The organism is Jatrophihabitans sp., from assembly GCA_036389035.1.
GTDB lineage: Bacteria > Actinomycetota > Actinomycetes > Mycobacteriales > Jatrophihabitantaceae > Jatrophihabitans_A.
In genome coordinates this window covers 22,357-39,201 of record DASVQQ010000009.1, presented here as the reverse complement: position 1 = coordinate 39,201, position 16,845 = coordinate 22,357, and the positions used below count along the sequence as shown (strand labels likewise).

The 16,845-nt window shown below is 70.6% G+C and carries 18 protein-coding genes; 15 read left to right on the top strand and 3 right to left on the bottom strand.

Features of this window, described 5'->3' with window-relative positions:
• Nucleotides 1-95: 95 nt before the first annotated feature.
• Complete coding sequence (locus tag VF557_06370; protein ID HEX8079816.1) at nucleotides 96-566, bottom strand: DUF6318 family protein; 471 nt, start codon at nucleotides 564-566, stop codon at nucleotides 96-98.
• A gap of 281 nt (nucleotides 567-847) precedes the next feature.
• On the opposite strand from VF557_06370, the gene VF557_06365 reads away from it, so the two are divergent.
• On the top strand, nucleotides 848-1,303 hold the full coding sequence (locus tag VF557_06365; protein ID HEX8079815.1) for a nuclear transport factor 2 family protein: 456 nt from the start codon (nucleotides 848-850) through the stop codon (nucleotides 1,301-1,303).
• A 68-nt stretch (nucleotides 1,304-1,371) separates the two neighbouring features.
• Here the strand turns inward: VF557_06365 and VF557_06360 are convergent, their stop codons facing one another.
• Entirely contained in the window at nucleotides 1,372-2,634 is a 1,263-nt protein-coding gene (locus VF557_06360) for an ArgE/DapE family deacylase (GenBank protein HEX8079814.1), read from the bottom strand.
• A gap of 58 nt (nucleotides 2,635-2,692) precedes the next feature.
• On the opposite strand from VF557_06360, the gene hemB reads away from it, so the two are divergent.
• The 11 genes from hemB to ccsB all read left to right on the top strand — a co-directional run bounded on the left by hemB (nucleotide 2,693) and on the right by ccsB (nucleotide 13,233).
• Nucleotides 2,693-3,691: a porphobilinogen synthase gene (hemB, locus tag VF557_06355; protein HEX8079813.1), complete on the top strand. Its 999-nt coding sequence runs from the start codon at nucleotides 2,693-2,695 to the stop codon at nucleotides 3,689-3,691.
• Nucleotides 3,688-4,479 carry a GNAT family N-acetyltransferase gene (locus VF557_06350; protein ID HEX8079812.1) on the top strand — a complete coding sequence of 264 codons (792 nt, stop codon included), beginning with the start codon at nucleotides 3,688-3,690 and terminating at the stop codon, nucleotides 4,477-4,479. The genes hemB and VF557_06350 overlap by 4 nt, the downstream gene beginning before the upstream one ends.
• A gap of 69 nt (nucleotides 4,480-4,548) precedes the next feature.
• On the top strand, nucleotides 4,549-5,445 hold the full coding sequence (locus VF557_06345) for an ABC transporter substrate-binding protein (protein ID HEX8079811.1): 897 nt from the start codon (nucleotides 4,549-4,551) through the stop codon (nucleotides 5,443-5,445).
• Entirely contained in the window at nucleotides 5,445-6,335 is an 891-nt protein-coding gene (locus VF557_06340; protein HEX8079810.1) for an amino acid ABC transporter permease, read from the top strand. The genes VF557_06345 and VF557_06340 overlap by 1 nt, the downstream gene beginning before the upstream one ends.
• Entirely contained in the window at nucleotides 6,332-7,120 is a 789-nt protein-coding gene (locus VF557_06335) for an amino acid ABC transporter ATP-binding protein (GenBank protein ID HEX8079809.1), read from the top strand. The genes VF557_06340 and VF557_06335 overlap by 4 nt, the downstream gene beginning before the upstream one ends.
• Before the next feature lie 32 nt (nucleotides 7,121-7,152).
• A complete protein-coding gene (gene hemL / locus VF557_06330; GenBank protein HEX8079808.1) occupies nucleotides 7,153-8,460 on the top strand; it encodes a glutamate-1-semialdehyde 2,1-aminomutase in 1,308 nt (435 codons plus the stop codon).
• Nucleotides 8,457-9,113 carry a histidine phosphatase family protein gene (locus VF557_06325; protein HEX8079807.1) on the top strand — a complete coding sequence of 219 codons (657 nt, stop codon included), beginning with the start codon at nucleotides 8,457-8,459 and terminating at the stop codon, nucleotides 9,111-9,113. The genes hemL and VF557_06325 overlap by 4 nt, the downstream gene beginning before the upstream one ends.
• Before the next feature lie 120 nt (nucleotides 9,114-9,233).
• Complete coding sequence (locus VF557_06320; protein HEX8079806.1) at nucleotides 9,234-9,821, top strand: TlpA disulfide reductase family protein; 588 nt, start codon at nucleotides 9,234-9,236, stop codon at nucleotides 9,819-9,821.
• A 3-nt stretch (nucleotides 9,822-9,824) separates the two neighbouring features.
• Nucleotides 9,825-10,586 carry a cytochrome c biogenesis protein CcdA gene (locus VF557_06315; protein ID HEX8079805.1) on the top strand — a complete coding sequence of 254 codons (762 nt, stop codon included), beginning with the start codon at nucleotides 9,825-9,827 and terminating at the stop codon, nucleotides 10,584-10,586.
• The gene (locus VF557_06310) at nucleotides 10,587-12,209 is read left to right on the top strand and encodes a cytochrome c biogenesis protein ResB (GenBank protein HEX8079804.1); all 1,623 of its coding nucleotides are present in this window, start codon (nucleotides 10,587-10,589) and stop codon (nucleotides 12,207-12,209) included. It begins immediately after the preceding gene.
• 1 nt (nucleotide 12,210) lies between these two features.
• Nucleotides 12,211-13,233 (top strand): c-type cytochrome biogenesis protein CcsB, encoded by a 1,023-nt coding sequence (gene ccsB / locus VF557_06305; protein HEX8079803.1) that lies wholly within the window; start codon nucleotides 12,211-12,213, stop codon nucleotides 13,231-13,233.
• Nucleotides 13,234-13,251: 18 nt separating this feature from the next.
• Here ccsB and VF557_06300 read toward each other — a convergent pair whose 3' ends face one another.
• A complete protein-coding gene (locus tag VF557_06300) occupies nucleotides 13,252-13,590 on the bottom strand; it encodes a PLD nuclease N-terminal domain-containing protein (GenBank protein HEX8079802.1) in 339 nt (112 codons plus the stop codon).
• Nucleotides 13,591-13,654: 64 nt separating this feature from the next.
• On the opposite strand from VF557_06300, the gene VF557_06295 reads away from it, so the two are divergent.
• The 3 genes from VF557_06295 to VF557_06285 all read left to right on the top strand — a co-directional run bounded on the left by VF557_06295 (nucleotide 13,655) and on the right by VF557_06285 (nucleotide 16,843).
• Nucleotides 13,655-15,109, top strand: coding sequence for a menaquinone biosynthesis decarboxylase (locus VF557_06295; GenBank protein HEX8079801.1), 1,455 nt, complete (start codon nucleotides 13,655-13,657; stop codon nucleotides 15,107-15,109).
• Between the two features lie 62 nt (nucleotides 15,110-15,171).
• A complete protein-coding gene (mqnP, locus tag VF557_06290; GenBank protein HEX8079800.1) occupies nucleotides 15,172-16,080 on the top strand; it encodes a menaquinone biosynthesis prenyltransferase MqnP in 909 nt (302 codons plus the stop codon).
• 91 nt (nucleotides 16,081-16,171) lie between these two features.
• Nucleotides 16,172-16,843, top strand: a complete 672-nt coding sequence (locus tag VF557_06285; protein ID HEX8079799.1) for a UbiX family flavin prenyltransferase — start codon at nucleotides 16,172-16,174, stop codon at nucleotides 16,841-16,843.
• The last annotated feature ends 2 nt before the right edge of the window (nucleotides 16,844-16,845 follow it).

The window sequence follows — 16,845 nt, the reverse complement described above, 5'->3', positions numbered from 1 at the left end:
TGTCGCGCTGGCGGTGGACCCGTAAGCCAGTCCTACGACGGCCAGCATGGTCAGGAAAAGGCCACAGCTCAAGGGCTTGCCGAAACGCTCGATCGTCATGTAGACCGCGCCCAGTAAGTGATCTGCCATCCGGCCGTAGCCCAGTCGGCGCAGAGCTTAAATGGAACGCCTGAGTGGGCTGCCTCGCCGTTGAAGACCTTGCCAGTACGATCGACCACGCTTTGGGCAGTGCCGTTGATACGGACGGTGGAGCAGTAAGTAGCAGATGCCGTTACCGGTCCTCGCGGCGTGGAAGAAACCGACTGCACCGATAGCCGACCACCGAGGTACCAATGCTTAGCTTCGGCGGTCTTGCTGATGCCGGTGGCAAGGCCATGACATAGTCCGCATGACGCGGCCGAGTAGTGCTTCATGTAGGCCGGGTTGGTGGTGGCGTAGGCCCAGTCCCATGTGCGCATGAAGAACTCGGCGAAGGCGTTCGCGCCTTCCTGCGTCCGGGCGCGGGCAGCCGCCGGGTACAGCGGCGGCTTCTCGCCCGGCTTGACGTTGTGACCGGTCAGCGGCACGCCCGCGGGATAGGGCCGGGCACTGGGCGTCGGCTTCGCGGACGTCGGCGCGGCGCTCGTACTAGGTGCGGCGCTCGTACTGGGCGCTGAGCTCGCCACTGGCACTGTCGAGGTATTCGGCGCGGCGTCGCCGGAGCAGCCGCTGACCAACAGAATGCCGACCAGTGCCAACCCGGCCAACCGCGCACGCTTACCCATAACGGCCATGATGCCCGATTGGATCTTGAGCCGCGCACCCGGATACCGCTCTGTGGATAAGCCTCTCGCTACGGTGAGCGGTTGTGAGCGACAACCAACTGCACAACGTCCAGGCCGCCGACCGGGCCGCCATCGCCGACCTTATCCGGACGTTCTTCGCCGCCTTCTCCTCCGGCGCAGACTGCACCACCCGGCTCGACGCGCTCCGCGAGGTGTTCCTTCCTGAAGCGGTGATCGTCCGGACCTGTGGCGGTGAACCCACCGCCTACGGAGTCGACAGCTTCATCGCGCCCCGGCAAGCTCTTCTTACCGGCGGTGCCCTGAGCGACTTCCGCGAGTGCGAGCTGTCCGGCCATACCGACGTGTTCGGCGATATCGCGCAGCATTTCTGCAGCTATGCCAAGCAAGGTGCGCAGGACGGGACACCCTTTACCGGGCGGGGTATGAAATCGCTGCAATTCGTCCGCACGTCGGCTGGCTGGCGGATCAGCGCCGTCGCCTGGGACGATGAGCGGGACGGGCTGACGATTGACCCCTAGCGGGCGACCGGCAGGCACACAAAGCCGCCCGCATCCGAAGGCGAAGCCTAGGTCGCACAGTCTCGTCCCTAGCCTGAGCTACCGGTCAGCCGCAGCGCCGCCACGATCAAGGTGCGAGCGGTCTGAACCGTCTCGGTCAACGACACCCGCTCCTGCGCGCTGTGCGCGACCGCCGGATCGCCCGGCCCGTAATGCAAGGTCGGAATCCCGGCCCCGGCGTAGAGCCGCAGGTCGCTGCCGTACGGCGCGCCGCGTTCGGCGACCTGCCCGCCGACGGTGTCGGCGTGCGCCCCGGCCACCACCGAGCGCAGCGGGTCACCGGCCGGCAGCCGGCCGCTGGCGAACTGGCCGCCGCTCCAGCGCACCGAGGCCGGATGATCGCGCAGCCAGGGGTCGGCGGCGCACACCTCGGCCACCCGCTGCTCGAACGCGTCCCTGGCCGAAGCCGGGTCCTCGTCCAGCAGCACCCCGAACCGCCCGTGCGCGACCAGCAGATCCGGCACCGTGCTCGGCCAGTCGCCGGCCGACACCTGCCCGATCGACAGCGCCGCCGGGATCTGGAACCCGGCCAGCAGCGGGTCCGGCGAGGCATTCCGCTCGGTCTCCAGCGCCCGCAACCCCTGAAACAGCGGCAGGAAGTTCTCGATGGCGCTGACCCCGGCCGTGCGGATGCTGCCGTGCGCCGCCGCGCCCGGCACCGAGAGCTCGAAGGTCAGCGCGCCGCAATTGGCGGTGATCATGCTGAGCCCGGTGGGTTCAGGAATCAGGCAGGCGTCACCGCGGTGGCCTCGGCGCAGGGTGGCGAACGCGCCCAGCCCGCCGTCCTCCTCGCTGGCCACCAGGTGCAGCGCGAGCCGGCCGGCCAGCCGCATGCCGCTGGCCCGGATCGCCGCCAGCGCCGCGAAGTTGGCCGCCACCCCGGCCTTCATGTCACAGGCGCCGCGCCCGTGCAGCAGGTCGCCTTCGATCCGCGGGGTGAACGGATCGCCTGGCCAGGCGGCCCGATCGCCGGGCGGCACCACGTCGACGTGACCCTGCAGGATGACCGTGGGACCGTCCCGCTGCTCGGTGCTGGCCACCAATCCCCAGATCTCGGCCCGCTCCGCCTCGGTGCCCGGAAAGTCCGGATCGGCCCGCAGCTCGGCCAGCTCCGGCTGCCACAGGTCGACCTCCAGCTCCAGCTGTTCGGCCTGCCCGGCGAGCGCGTGCATCAGCTCGGTCTCGGCCGCGGTGCCGGTGATGGAAGGCACCGCGAGCAGGTCGAGCAGGCCGCGGTGCAGCGCCGGCTCGTCCAGGGCGTCCAGCGCGCGGCGTTCGGTGTCGCTCAGCATGGGCGCATCATGCCCGCTAAGCGCTGCCAGCGGCACTACCGCCGGGTACGTTGAACGCGTGACCGAACTGCCTGCCCTGCCCTCCTTTCCGGTGTCACGGCCCCGCCGGCTGCGACGGACCGCCGCGCTGCGCCGGCTTGCCGGTGAGATCTCGGTGCGGCCGGGGGACCTGGTGCTGCCGATGTTCGTCGCCGAGAACGCCTCCGAGCCGCGCCTGGTCGGCTCGATGCCCGGGGTGGTCCAGCACTCGCTCGACTCGCTGGCCAAGGCCGCTATCGCCGCGGTCGAGGCCGGCGTGGGCGGGCTGATGCTCTATGGCATCCCGACGCACAAGGACCCGACGGGCTCCGGCGCCGACGACCCCCAGGGCATCCTCAACCTCGGCCTGGCCCGGTTGAAGTTCGAGCTCGGCGACGCCACCGTGCTGATGGGCGACCTGTGCCTGGACGAGTTCACCGACCACGGCCACTGCGGGGTGCTGTCCACCGACGGCTCCGTCGACAACGACGCCACCCTGCAGCGCTACGCCTCGATGGCCCAGGCCCAGGCCGAGGCGGGCGCTGACCTGCTCGGCACCAGCGGCATGATGGACGGCCAGGTCGGCGTGGTGCGGCGGGCTCTGGACAGCGCCGGCCGTTCTGACGTCGGCGTGCTCGCCTACGCGCCCAAGTACGCCTCGGCGTTCTACGGGCCGTTCCGCGAGGCGGTGGACTCCTCGCTCACCGGCGACCGGCTGACCTACCAGCAGGACCCGGCCCGCGGCGTCCGCGAGGCGCTGGCCGAGGCGGCCCTGGACGTGGCCGAGGGCGCCGACATGGTGATGGTCAAGCCCGCGCTGCCCTACCTCGACATCCTGTCGGCGGTCTCGGCGGCCTCGCCGGTTCCGGTCGCGGCCTACCAGGTGTCAGGGGAGTACGCGATGGTCGAGGCCGCCGCCGAACGCGGGTGGATCGACCGCGAACGGATCGTGCTCGAGACGTTGCTGTCGATCCGCCGGGCGGGCGCGGCCACCATCCTGACCTACTGGGCGCACGAGGCAGCCACCCTGCTGCAATGAGGTACCGCGGCTCGCGGTACCGCCGTGCCGGCCTGCTCCCCGGGCTGATCGTCCTGGGCTGGATCTGGGACTGCGCGCTCGGCGGCGGCCGCGCCCACGCGCCGGCCTGGTTGGGCGCGCTGATCATCGTGGGCGGCATCAGCCTGCTCGCCGCTCGCGGCGCGACCGACCCGAGCCCGCCGGAGCCGGCAGGACCAGCCACCCCGGCCGCCACCGGCCCGATCGTCATCGAGCCCGCGACCCCTGCTGACCTGCCGCGGCTGGTAGAGGTCGAAGTCGCCGCCGACACGCTGTTCGCGGTGGCCGGCTACGGCAGCACCCCCGGCCCGGCCAGCGTGGACGAGCTGGCCTCGGCGCGGTTGCTGCTGGTCGCCCGCCGGCAACCGAGCCACCCGCCGAGCGACCCAGCAGCTACCAACCCCGCGCCTGACGATCCCGAACCGGTCGGCTACATCCGGGTCGAGATTGTCGACGGGCAACCGCACATCGAAGGCATGTCGGTTCGCCCGAAGCAGATGCGCCGTGGCATCGGCACCGCCTTGGTGGATGCCGCCTGCCACTGGGCCACCGAGCAGGGGTACAGCCAGATCACGCTGTGCACCTTCGGTGACGTGCCGTGGAACGGGCCGTTCTACGCCCGGCTGGGCTTCACCGAGATTCCCGCCCCCAGCCCAGCACTGCGGGCGCTGCGGCAGCGCGAGGTGCGGCTGGGCCTCGACGGGATGGGCCGGCGGTGCGTGATGCGGCGCCCGCTCGGCGAACCGCCGGATGACGCGCCGGCTCGCTGACCTGCCGACCGGCCAAGGCGAAAAGCACCCCGGCCGTATGCTGGATGCTCCCGTATCGAGGAGCCTGACATGCTCGTCCGTTCCGTTGCCACCGCGGCGATGTCAGTCATCGCCCTGCTCGGCGTCACCGCCTGCTCGCCGACCGACGAGAACACCGCCGGCAGCAACACCACCGCCGGCAACAACACCGCCCCGTCGGTCAGTGCCGCGGCCGACGAGTGCGACAAGTCGAAGCTGAGCCTGCTGACCCCGGGCACCTTCACCGTGGCCACCGACAACCCGGCGTACGAGCCCTGGTTCTCGGACAACAAACCCAGCAACGGCAAGGGTTACGAGTCGGCGGTCGCCTACGCGGTGGCCAAGAAGCTCGGCTTCGAGCCCTCCGAGGTCAAATGGGTCACCGCCTCGTTCAACAGCGTGGTGACCCCCGGCCGCAAGAACTTCGACGTCGACATCAACCAGGTCTCGATCAGCGACGAGCGCAAGAAGGCCGTCGACTTCTCCACCGGCTACTACGACGTCGCGCAGTCGGTCGTCAGCTACACCGGCAGCAAGATCGCCAACGCCAAGTCGTTGGCCGAGCTGAAGGGCGCCAAGCTGGGCGCGCAGGTCGGCACCACCAGCTACCGGACCATCACCGACACCATCAAGCCGTCGCCCAAGCCGGCGGTGTATGACACCAACGACCTCGCCGTGCAGGCCCTGAAGAACAAGCAGATCGACGGCATCGTGGTGGACCTGCCGACCGGCTTCTACATGAGCGCCGCCCAGCTGGACAACGGCAAGATCGTCGGCCAGATCTCTTCCGGCAGCTCGCCCGAGCAGTTCGGGTTCGTGCTCAGCAAGGGCTCCAAGCTGACCGCGTGCGTCTCCAAGGCGGTTGACGCGCTGCGCGGCGAGGGCGCGCTTGCCCGGCTCGAGCAGCAGTGGCTGGCCACCGCCGGCGGAGCGCCCGAGCTGAAGTGATGGCGCGGGCGCCCCTGCCGAGCGCACCGGCCGGCCAGTCGAGCTGGCAGCCCTCAGAACTGCAACGCCAGCGCCTGGCCTACCGGCGAGGCAGAGCGATCCGCTCCGGCATCACCGCGGCGCTGAGCACCCTGGTGCTGCTCGCGGTGCTGATCGGCGCGGTCACCTCGTCCCCGGGCTGGCCGCGGGTCCACGAGACTTTCTTCAACTGGGAGAAGGCGAAAGAGTCCTTTCCCGCCGTGGCCGAGGGACTGTGGCTCAACATCCGGGTGATGCTGATCTGCGCGGTGCTCGTGGTGCTGGTCGGCCTGGCGTTGGCGATCCTGCGGACCCTGCGCGGGGCGGTGTTCTTTCCGTTGCGGATGTTCGCCGCCGCCTACACCGACCTGTTCCGCGGGCTGCCGCTGATCCTGGTGCTGCTGCTGCTCGGGTTCGGGGTGCCGGCGTTGAGCCTGGGCGGCGCGTCGTTCCAGCCGGTGGTGGTCTACGGCGGCGCCGCGCTGGTGCTGACCTATTCGGCTTACGTGGCCGAGGTGTTCCGGGCCGGCATCGAGTCGGTGCATCCCTCCCAGCGCGCGGCGGCCCGCTCACTCGGGCTGACCAACTCCCAGTCGCTGCGGCACGTGGTGTTGCCCCAGGCGGTTCGCCGGGTGCTGCCGCCGCTGCTCAACGACTTCGTGTCGCTGCAGAAGGACTCCGGGCTGATCTCCATCCTGGGCGTCATCGACGCGATCCGGGCGGCCCAGATCTCGACGGCCACCGACTTCAACTACACGCCCTACATCGTGGCCGGTTTCCTGTTCGTCTGTTTGACGATCCCGCTCACCAGGCTGACCGACTGGGTCGCCAGGCGGCAGGGCTGGTACGGCGTCGCGGGTGGCGCGGTATGAGGCGGCGGCCCGCGACCAGGTGGGATCCGACCCCGGCCGGCGCCAACCTGCTGTCGATCCGCAACCTGCGCAAGGCCTTCGGCTCCAACCTGGTGCTCGATGACATCAACCTCGACGTCACGCAGGGCGAATGCGTCGTGCTGATCGGCGCGTCCGGATCGGGCAAGTCCACCCTGCTGCGCTGCGTGAACCTGCTCGAAGTGGTCGACGACGGCGTCATCGAGCTGGCCGGGACCGACGTCACCGACCCGAGGATGAACGCCGACGAGGTACGGTCCCGGGTCGGCATCGTGTTCCAGGCGTTCAACCTGTTCCCGCACCTGTCGGTGCTGCAGAACGTCACCCTGTCACCGATCAGGGTGCACGGCCTGCCGCGGGCCGAGGCCGAGGCGCGGGCGCTGGCGATGCTCGAGCGGGTGGGGCTGTCGGACAAGGCATCGGCCAAGCCGGACGAGCTGTCCGGCGGCCAGCAGCAGCGGGTGGCGATCGCCCGGGCGCTGGTGAACTCGCCGGTGCTGATGCTGCTGGACGAGGTCACCTCGGCGCTGGACCCGGAGCTGGTCGGTGAGGTGCTGAGCCTGCTGCGCGAGCTCAAGGACGAGGGCATGACGATGCTGATCGCCACCCACGAGATGGGCTTCGCCCGGCAGGTCGCCGACACCGTGTGCTTCCTCGACGGCGGCCGGCTGCTGGAGGTCGGCCCGCCCGGCCAGGTGCTGGCAGATCCTCAGCAGGCCCGCACCCGGCAGTTCCTGGCCCGGATCATCGAGGCCGGCCGGCTGTGACCCGCCGCCGGCAAAGCTGGAACACTGGCCAGGTGAGCGACGCACCCATCTCAGCCGAGCTGTTCGCCCGAGCCCAGAAAGTCATCCCCGGAGGGGTCAACTCGCCGGTCCGGGCCTTCCGCGCGGTCGGCGGCACCCCCAGGTTCATGGTGAGCGGCCAGGGCCCGTACCTGACCGACGCCGACGGGCGGACCTACGTCGACCTGGTCGCCTCGTGGGGCCCGATGATCCTGGGCCACGCGCACCCGGCGGTGGTCGAGGCGGTCCGCCACGCCGCGACCCAGGGACTGTCCTTCGGCACCCCGACCATCGGCGAGGTCGAGCTGGCCGAGGAGCTGATCTCCCGGGTGGCGCCGGTGCGGGAGGTGCGGCTGGTCAACTCCGGCACCGAGGCCACCATGTCGGCGATCCGGCTGGCCCGCGGCGTCACCGGGCGTCCGAAGGTGGTCAAGTTCGCCGGCTGTTACCACGGCCATGTCGACTCGCTGCTGGCCAGCGCCGGCTCCGGGGTGCTCACCCTGGGCCTGCCCGACACCCCTGGCGTCACCGGCGCCCAGGCCAGCGAGACGATCGTGCTGCCCTACAACGACGTCGCCGCGGTCGAAGCGGCCTTCGAGCTCGACGGCCCGGAGATCGCCTGCGTCATCACCGAGGCGGCGGCGGGCAACATGGGCGCGGTGCCGCCGCTGCCCGGCTTCAACCAGGCGCTGCGCGAGATCACCGCCCGGCACGGCGCGCTGCTGGTGATGGATGAGGTGATGACCGGCTTCCGGGTCAGCAGGTCCGGCTGGTACGGCCTGGACCCGGTCGAAGCCGACCTGTTCACCTTCGGCAAGGTGATGTCGGGCGGGCTGCCGGCGGCGGCCTTCGGCGGCAGCGGCGACGTGATGTCGCACCTGGCGCCGGCCGGACCGGTCTACCAGGCCGGCACGCTGTCGGGTAACCCGGTCGCGGTCGCGGCGGGCCTTGCCACCCTGCGCAACGCCGACGCCGAGGTCTACGCCAGGCTGGACGCCACCGCCTACACGGTCGGCCGGCTGGTCTCCGAAGCGCTGAGCGCCGAAGGCGTGGCCCACCAGTTGCAGTACGCCGGCAACATGTTCTCGGTCTTCTTCGGCGAGACCCAGGTCACCGATTTCGTCCAGGCCAAGGCCAGCGAGAGCTACCGGTACGGCCCGTTCTTCCACTCCATGCTCGATGCCGGGGTGTACCTGCCGCCGAGCGCGTTCGAGGCCTGGTTCGTCACCGCCGCGCACGACGACGCCGCGGTGGCCCGGATCGCCGACGCGCTGCCGACCGCCGCCCGGGCCGCCGCGATCGCCACCCGGCCGGCTTCATGACCCGGGCATCAGAGACCCGGACGACCGTCCACCTGCTGCGTCACGGCGAGGTGTTCAACCCCGACAAGGTGCTCTACGGCCGGCTGGCCGGGTTCCGGCTGTCCGAAGCCGGCGAGGCGATGGCCGAGCGGGCCGCCGGCTACCTGGTCGGCCGCGACATCACCTACCTGGTCTCCTCGCCGCTGGAACGGGCCCAGCAGACCGCGGCGCCGATCGCGGCCCGGTTCGGCCTGGACGTCGAGACCGACGAGGACCTGATCGAGGCAGGCAACGCCTTCGAGGGCAGGCGGGTCGCCGGGCCGGGCGGCGTGCTGAAGTACCCGACCAGCTGGCCGCTGTTCCGCAACCCGGCCCGGCCGTCCTGGGGCGAGCCCTACCAGCAGATCGTCCTGCGGATGCTGGCTGCGGCCCACCGGGCCCGCGAGCGGGCCGCCGGCCATGAGGCGGTCTGCGTCTCACACCAGCTGCCGATCGTCTGCCTGCGCCGCTACTCCGAGGGCAAGCGGCTCATGCACGACCCGCGCCGCCGGCAGTGCTCCCTGGCCTCGCTCACCTCGCTGACCTTCCAGGACGAGCGGGTGGTCGGCGTGAGCTATGCCGAAACGGCCGGCACGACCCCGAACCGGCTGGAGGAGCAGCCTCCCGGCGCCTGAGCCGAGCGGGTTGGCGCGGGCGCCCGGCCACAGCCGGTGCTCAGGAAACGGGGCAGTGCGGCTGTGCTGTGGCCCACGCATCACACTGTGGGAGTGAACCCGTTGCACACTGGGATGGCTATGACATCTCGTACCGTCGTGCTGGTCACGACGCTGCTGGCGGCCGTCCTGGGCCTGTCGGCCTGCAGCGGTGGAAAGAACGCCGTCGACCAGAGCGCGGGCAACCAGTTTCGCTACGTCCAGGCCAACAAGAAGGGCTCGCTCATCCAGGCGGCCGAACGCAAGCAGGCCGGCCCGGTCGCCGGCACCCTGCTCACCGGCGGGGAGTACCGACTCAGCGATGACCGGGGCAAGGTCGTGGTGCTGAACTACTTCGCGTCCTGGTGCCCGCCGTGCCAGATCGAGACCCCGCAGTTCGAGGCGATCTACCGCGAGCGCAAGTCCGCCGGCGTCCAGTTCGTCGGCATGGACGTCAAGGACCCGTCCAAGAGCGCGGCGCTGTCCTGGATCAAGGACAAGGGCGTCACTTTTCCGGTGGTCTATGACGAGGCCGCCCGCAGCGCCATCCAGCTGGGCGATGTGCCGATGGCCGCGCTGCCCTCGACCGTCGTGATCGACAAGCAGGGCCGGGTCGCGGCGGTCTACGTCGGCGCGGTGCTGCCCAAGGACCTCACCGCGGCGCTCGACGAGCTGACCGAAGAGGTCTGAGCCGTGCTCGCCAGCGGGTTCAGCAGCACCGTCACCGACGGCGGGCTGATCCCCGCCGCGGGGGTGGCGCTGCTGGTCGGCGTGCTCGGCTTCCTGTCGCCGTGCGTGCTGCCGCTGGTGCCGGGCTACCTGTCCTACGTCGCGGGCTTAGCCGGCGACGGCGCCGGTCAGGGCGCGCACCGGCAGCGCCGGATGGTCGGCGGGGCGTTCCTGTTCGTGCTGGGGTTCACCGCGGTGTTCGTGGCCACCGGGGCGCTGTTCGGCACCCTCGGCTCGACCATCAGCGTGCACCGGGTGCTGCTGATGCGGATCTTCGGCGTCGTCACGATCGCCATGGGTCTGGTGTTCCTGGGCAGGTTCAAGTTCCTGCAGCGCGAGGCGAAGCTGCACCGGCTGCCGCCGGCCGGCCTGCTGGGCGCCCCGCTGCTGGGGCTGACCTTCGGGCTGGCCTGGACCCCGTGCCTGACGCCGACCTTCGGCGCGGTGTACGCGCTGGCGGTGACCGAGGGCACGGCCGGCCGCGGCGCGCTGCTGTCGGCGGTGTACTGCCTGGGCCTGGGCGTGCCGTTCCTGCTCGTGGCGATGGGCCTGGGCTGGGTGAGCGGCGCGCTGGCGGTGGTTCGCCGGCACGCCCGGCTGGTCAGCCAGGTCGGCGGCGCGTTGCTGATCGTGATGGGCGTGCTGCTGCTCAGCGGGGTCTGGGATCACTGGATGAACTACCTGCGGCTCGAGTTCGCCGGCGTCGGCGTCGGATCGGGGCTCTAGATGGCTGGGCTGCCGACCGGATCGGCGCGGCGGGCCCAGTTGTCCCGCCGACTGCGGGTGCCTCGCCAGGTCCGCCAGCTGTGGCGGCGGCTGGTGTCGATGCGCACCGCGCTGGTGCTGCTGTTCCTGCTGGCGCTGGCCTCGGTGCCGGGCTCGCTGCTGCCGCAGCGGCCGCTCAACCCGCCGAAGGTGCGGGAGTACCTGCGGACCCATGGCGCCTGGGGCAGGTTCCTGGACCGGATCGGCGCCTTCGACGTCTTCGGCTCGATCTGGTTCTCCGCCATCTACCTGCTGCTGTTCGCCTCGCTGATCGGCTGCCTGATCCCGCGGATCACCGTCTATGCCAAGGCCCTGCGGGCCCGTCCGCTGAAGGCGCCGCGCAATCTGGACCGGCTGGCCGAGAACGCCGCGCTCGGCACCGACCTCAGCCCCGACCAGGCTGCCGACCGGGTCAGCCGGGCGCTGCGGCCGCGCTGGCGCACCGCGGTCCGCGCCGAGGAGAGCGGGGCGGTGGCCGTCTCGGCCGAGAAGGGGTACAGCCGGGAGGCCGGCAACCTGCTGTTCCACGTCTCGCTGCTGGCCGCCCTGGTGCTGATCGCCGGCGGGCGGATGTTGAGCTATGAGGGCACGGTGGTGACCACCGAGGGCTCCGGCTTCTGCAACCGGCCGATCTCCTACGACTCGTTCACCGCCGGCCGCTGGGTCAAGCCCGACAGGCTGGCCGACTTCTGCGTCGACCGGCTCGACAAGTTCACCGCCGACTACCGCGAGGACGGCTCGCCGGCCCGGTTCAAGGCCGACATCAGCTACTCCGAAGACCTGGCCGCGGAGTCCCGCAAGGGCGTGATCACGGTCAACCACCCGCTGCGGCTCAAGGACAACCGGGTCTACCTGCTCGATCACGGCTATTCGCCGACCGTGACCATCACCCGGCCCGGCCGCACCCCGGTCACCGACACCCAGGCGTTCCTGCCCACCGACACGGTGCTGACCAGCGAGGGCGCCTTCAAGTTGCCCGGCCGGGACGCCACGAAGGACGACGACCTGGGGTTGAGCGCCATCTTCGCGCCGACCGCGGTGATCGACGGCGGGGTCGTCAGCTCGATCGCGCCGGAGGCCGCCAACCCGGTGCTGGCGGTGCTGGCCTACACCGGCGAGCTGAACCCCGGCGGCGTGCCGCAGTCGGTCTACAGCCTCGACCAGAAGCAGATCGACTCCGGCGAGCTCACCAAGGTGGGCGCTGAGAACCTGGCGCTGGGCCAGTCGATGACGCTGCCGGACGGCACCGTGATCCGGTTCGACGGCTACAAGGAATGGGTCAACCTGCAGGTCTCGCACGACCCGAGCCAGACCGCGCTGCTGATCGCCTCGATCCTGATGGTGGCGGGCCTGCTGGGCTCGCTGGCGATCCGCCGCCGCCGGCTCTGGGTGCGGGTTGCGCCGGCCGGCCCGGGGGCTCGTAGTGTGGTGTCGGTGGGCGGCCTGGCCCGCAATGACAGCGGTAACTTCAGCGCCGAGTTCCAGGCGATCGTCGAGGAGCTGACGGCCGTTCTGGATGCCGATGGGCCACCTGCCCCGGCGGCTCCGGCGGCTGCGGAGAAGATCGGCGCGGGAAAGGACTGAGATGGCCATCGACGGCGGCCTGGCTTCGTTGTCCGAGTCCTTGTGGACGGCGGCGACCGGCACCTACATGCTCGCTGTGGTGGCCTACACCGGCGAGTACGCCTTCGGCAAGAACGGCCGGATCGCCAAGACCAGCGCCGCCCAGGCAAGCGTCCGGCAGCCGGCGCTGGTCGGCGGCGATGAGCCGGGCCCGGCGAGCCAGGCGCCGGAGCAACCCCGCTTCAGCGCCGGATCGGTCGAGTCCGGCAATGCGGCCGGCCGGCGCTGGGGCCGGGCCGCGGTCTGGCTGACGGTGCTGGCGGCGCTGTTCCACGCGGGCTCGGTCGCGTTGCGCGGCATCGCCGTGGACCGGGTGCCGTGGGGCAACATGTACGAGTTCACCCTGGTGGTGGGCCTGATGGCGACGGTGACCTGGCTGGCGACCTTGGTCAAGATGCCGCAGCTGCGCTATCTCGGCCTGTTCGCGATGATGCCGGTGCTGCTGGTGATGTTTCTGGCCGGCACGCTCTACACCAAGGCCACCAAGCTGGTGCCGGCGCTGCAGTCCGTCTGGCTGGCGATCCACGTCTCGGTGGTGGCGGTGGCGATGGGGATCCTGCTGATCTCAGCGGTGATCACCATGCTGTACCTGGTGCGCGCCCGTATCGAGCGGCACGCCGCGGCCGGGTCGGCCCCGACCCGGTTCGCCACCCTGGGGTCCCGGCTGCCGGTCGCCGCCTCGCTCGACAAGGCCGCCTACCGCACCGTGGCGTTCGCGTTCCCGCTCTACACCGCCGGGGTGATCTTCGGCGCCATCTGGGCCGAGGCGGCCTGGGGCCGGTACTGGGGATGGGATCCCAAGGAGACCTGGGCGTTCATCTCCTGGGTCGTCTACGCCACCTACCTGCACGCCCGCGCGACCGCCGGCTGGAAGGGCAACCGGGCGGCCTACATCAACCTGCTGGGCTTCGGCACGATGGTGTTCAACTTCTTCGTGGTGAACATCGTGATCTCGGGCCTGCACTCCTACGCCGGGTTGACCTAGCCGCCACCCGGCGCGCGGCTACCGCGGTTCGGGGCCGCGGATGTTGCGCAAGAACTCCGGATCGTCATCCGGACCAACCGGCCTGCTGTTGCGGGGTGTCGAACCGCTGCCGGGCATCCTGTCACCGGGCATCGGCTTTCGCAGGCTGCCGCGCGCGGCAGCCTGACCGGCTCGCGGCCGTCCGAAGATCACCCAGGCCAACGCGCCGAACTCCAGGAACACCAGGATCAGCACCACCCACGCCCACTTCGGCAGGTTGCGTACCCGCTTGGTGTCAGAAGTCAGGCAATCGAAGATCGTCCAGAGCCAGAACAGCACACTGATGAGGAAGAAGAGGCCACCCAACTTGAGGAGCATGACACCAGCTTAAGTCGTCCACGGCACAACGGCGCCGGATTCAGCAGGCTGGGATACTGGGCCGGTGGCATACACCGATCTGGCTGACTTCGTCCGTGCCCTGGAGCGCTCCGGCGAGCTGATCCGAATCAAGGCGCCCGTCGACCCCCATCTGGAAGTCGCCGGCATCGTCGGCCGGGTGGTGCGCGAGCGGGGCCCGGCGCTGCTGTTCGAGAATCCGGTCAGCGGACAGATGCCGCTGCTGATGAACCTGTTCGGCACCAATTCGCGGATGTGCCAGGCGCTCGGGGTGTCCAGCCTGGACGAGATCGGCGACCGGATCGCCGGCCTGCTCAAGCCGGACCTGCCGCAGGGCTTCAGCGGCCTGCGCGACGCGCTCGGCAAGGCCGCCCAGCTGCGCAACGTGCCGCCCCGGCACGGCAAGCGGGCCCACTGCCAGGAGGTGGTGCGCAAGGGGGACGAGGTGGACCTGAACCTGCTCCCCGGGATCACCTCATGGCCCGGTGACGGCGGCGTCTTTCTCAACCTGGGCCTGACCCACACCAAGCATCCCGAGACCGGCGCCCGAAACCTGGGCATGTACCGGCTGCAGCAGCAGGACAGCCGCACGGTGAGCCTGCACTGGCAGATCCACAAGGACTCGACCTCGCATGCCGCGATCGCCGAGCGCCGCGGCGCGCGGCTGCCGGTGGCGATCGCCTTCGGCTGCCCGCCGGCGGTCACCTACGCCGCGTCCGCGCCGCTGCCGGCCGACATCGACGAGTACCTGTTCGCCGGTTTCCTGCAGCGCGAGCGGGTCGAACTGGTGGACTGCCTGACGGTGCCGCTGCAGGTGCCGGCCCACGCGCAGGTGGTGCTCGAGGGCTGGGTCGAGCCGGGCGCCCGGCTGCCCGAGGGCCCGTTCGGCGACCACACCGGCTTCTACACCCCGGTCGAGCCGTTCCCCTACCTGCACGTGGACGTGATGACCACCCGTGAGAAGCCGATCTACCAGTCCATCGTGGTCGGCCGGCCGCCGCAGGAGGACGGGCCGCTGGGCAAGGCGACCGAGCGGATCTTCCTGCCGCTGATCAAGCTCACCATCCCCGAGATCGTGGACTACGACCTGCCCGAGGCCGGGGTGTTCCACAACTGCGCCATCGTCTCGATCGACAAGCGCTTTCCCAAGCACGCGCACAAGGTGATGAACGCGATCTGGGGCGCCGGCCTGCTGTCGCTGTCGAAGCTGATCGTGGTCGTCGACGCCGATTGTGACGTCCACGATTACAACGACGTCGCCTGGCGGGCTTTCGGAAACGTCGACTACGCCCATGACGTGGTGCACATGACCGGGCCGGTGGACCACCTGGACCACTCGTCCTACGAGCAGTTCTACGGCGGCAAGCTGGGCATCGACGCGACCGCCAAGCTGCCGAGCGAGGGGTACCGGCGCGAGGGCGGCTGGCCCGAGCCGTGCGTGCTCGACCCGGCGACGGCGGAACTGGTGCGCCGCCGCTGGCGCGAGTACGGCATCAGCTGATCCGTGGGGTGACATCCAGCACATGGCATCCCTGCCATGTCACGGCTGGCAGACTCAGGGTTGTGTCAGCGCCCGCCACCCAGGTGACCGTGCCGCGACCCGGCAAGGTCCGGGCGTTCCTGCGGCTGGTGATGATCGAGCACTCGGTGTTCGCGCTGCCGTTCGCGCTGATCGCGGCCTGCACCGCGATGTGGGCCCGGACCCGGTCGATGCACTGGATCGAGCTCGCGCTGATCGTGGTGGCGATGGTGTCGGCACGGACGGTGGCGATGGCCGGCAACCGGATCCTGGACCGCCGCTTCGACGCCCTGAACCCGCGCACCGCCCAGCGGGAGCTGGTGACCGGCGCGCTGTCGGTGTCGGTCGCCTGGCGCGGGTTCACCGTGGCGCTGGTGGTCTTTCTGGCCTGCGCCGCCGCGCTGGGGCCGCTGCCGTTGCTGCTGTCGCCGGTGGCGGTCGGCCTGCTGATCCTCTACTCCTACGGCAAGCGGTTCACCGACTTTCCGCAAGTGCTTTTGGCGCTGGCCCAGGCGGTGGCCCCGATCGGCGCCTGGATGGGCGTCACCGGCGGCTTCGCGTGGCCGGCCGTCGCGCTCGGGCTCGCGGTCGGCAGCTGGATCGGCGGCTTCGACCTGATCTACTCCTGCCAGGACGCCGAGATCGACCGGGTGATCGGCTCGCGGTCGTTCCCGGCCCGGTTCGGGATCGCGGCCGCGCTGCGCTGGTCGAGCGTGTCCCACCTGGTCACCGTCGGCTGCTTCGCCTGGTTCGGACTGGCCGCGGGACTGGGCTGGGTGTGGTGGCTGGGCCTGGCGATCACCGCCGCGGTGCTGGTCTATGAGCATGTGATCGTCCGGCCGCAGGACCTGTCCCGGGTCAACCGGGCGTTCTTCACGGCCAACGGCTTCGTAGGCATCCAGCTGTTCGCCTTCGCGCTGGCCGACCTGATAGCGCAGGGCCTGCGGTGGTGAGTGAGCATCGCAGCGAGGAACGAGCGCGGAGCGGAGCGATTGACGGCTCATGAGTGAGCATCGAGCGAGGAGCGGAGCGATCGACGGCGCTATGAGCGAGCGGACGCCCTGGATCGTCGGGGTGTCCGGCGCCTCGGGCACCCCCTACGCCAAGGCCGTCATCACCGCGCTGCTGCAGGCCGGCCACCCGGTGGACCTGATCGTCTCGCGGGCTGCCCGGCTGACCATCCTGGACGAGACCGGCATCGCTTTTCGCGACAACCACTGGGCGCAGGACCTGGCGTCCTGGCTCGGCCCGGACGCCGTCACCGGCGCGTTCGCCGGTGACCTGCGGTACTGGACGGCCACCGACCTCAGCGCCGGCCCGGCCAGCGGCTCGTACCCCGCCCGCGGCATGGTGGTGGTGCCGGCCTCGACGGCGGCGGTTGCCGGAATCGCCCTGGGGCTGTCCAAGGACCTGCTGCAGCGAGCCGCCGACGTGAGCCTGAAGGAGCGCCGGCCGCTGGTGGTGGTGCCCCGCGAGACGCCCTACACCCGGGCCACCCTGACCCACCTGATCGAGCTCTACGACGCGGGCGCGGTGGTGCTGCCGGCCAGCCCGGCCTTCTACGCCGGCGCGGGCTCCGTTCAGCAGCTGGTCGACTTCGTGGCGGCCAAGGTGCTCGACGTGCTCGGCGTCCAGCACTCGTTGATCACCCGGTGGACCGGCAAGCTCGGCGCCGGCCGGGCGGCCGAATCCAGCCCTACGAGCACGACGGCCTGACA

What these genes read in the sequence shown, in the direction of transcription:
- VF557_06325 (HEX8079807.1), top strand. Translation starts at nt 8,457, where the DNA reads ATGACCCGGGCATCAGAGACCCGGACGACCGTCCACCTGCTGCGTCAC.
- VF557_06340 (HEX8079810.1), top strand. Translation starts at nt 5,445, where the DNA reads ATGGCGCGGGCGCCCCTGCCGAGCGCACCGGCCGGCCAGTCGAGCTGG.
- VF557_06300 (HEX8079802.1), bottom strand. Translation starts at nt 13,590, where the DNA reads ATGCTCCTCAAGTTGGGTGGCCTCTTCTTCCTCATCAGTGTGCTGTTC.
- VF557_06320 (HEX8079806.1), top strand. Translation starts at nt 9,234, where the DNA reads ATGACATCTCGTACCGTCGTGCTGGTCACGACGCTGCTGGCGGCCGTC.
- ccsB (HEX8079803.1), top strand. Translation starts at nt 12,211, where the DNA reads ATGGCCATCGACGGCGGCCTGGCTTCGTTGTCCGAGTCCTTGTGGACG.
- VF557_06335 (HEX8079809.1), top strand. Translation starts at nt 6,332, where the DNA reads ATGAGGCGGCGGCCCGCGACCAGGTGGGATCCGACCCCGGCCGGCGCC.
- VF557_06345 (HEX8079811.1), top strand. Translation starts at nt 4,549, where the DNA reads ATGCTCGTCCGTTCCGTTGCCACCGCGGCGATGTCAGTCATCGCCCTG.
- VF557_06360 (HEX8079814.1), bottom strand. Translation starts at nt 2,634, where the DNA reads ATGCTGAGCGACACCGAACGCCGCGCGCTGGACGCCCTGGACGAGCCG.
- VF557_06285 (HEX8079799.1), top strand. Translation starts at nt 16,172, where the DNA reads ATGAGCGAGCGGACGCCCTGGATCGTCGGGGTGTCCGGCGCCTCGGGC.
- VF557_06350 (HEX8079812.1), top strand. Translation starts at nt 3,688, where the DNA reads ATGAGGTACCGCGGCTCGCGGTACCGCCGTGCCGGCCTGCTCCCCGGG.
- VF557_06310 (HEX8079804.1), top strand. Translation starts at nt 10,587, where the DNA reads ATGGCTGGGCTGCCGACCGGATCGGCGCGGCGGGCCCAGTTGTCCCGC.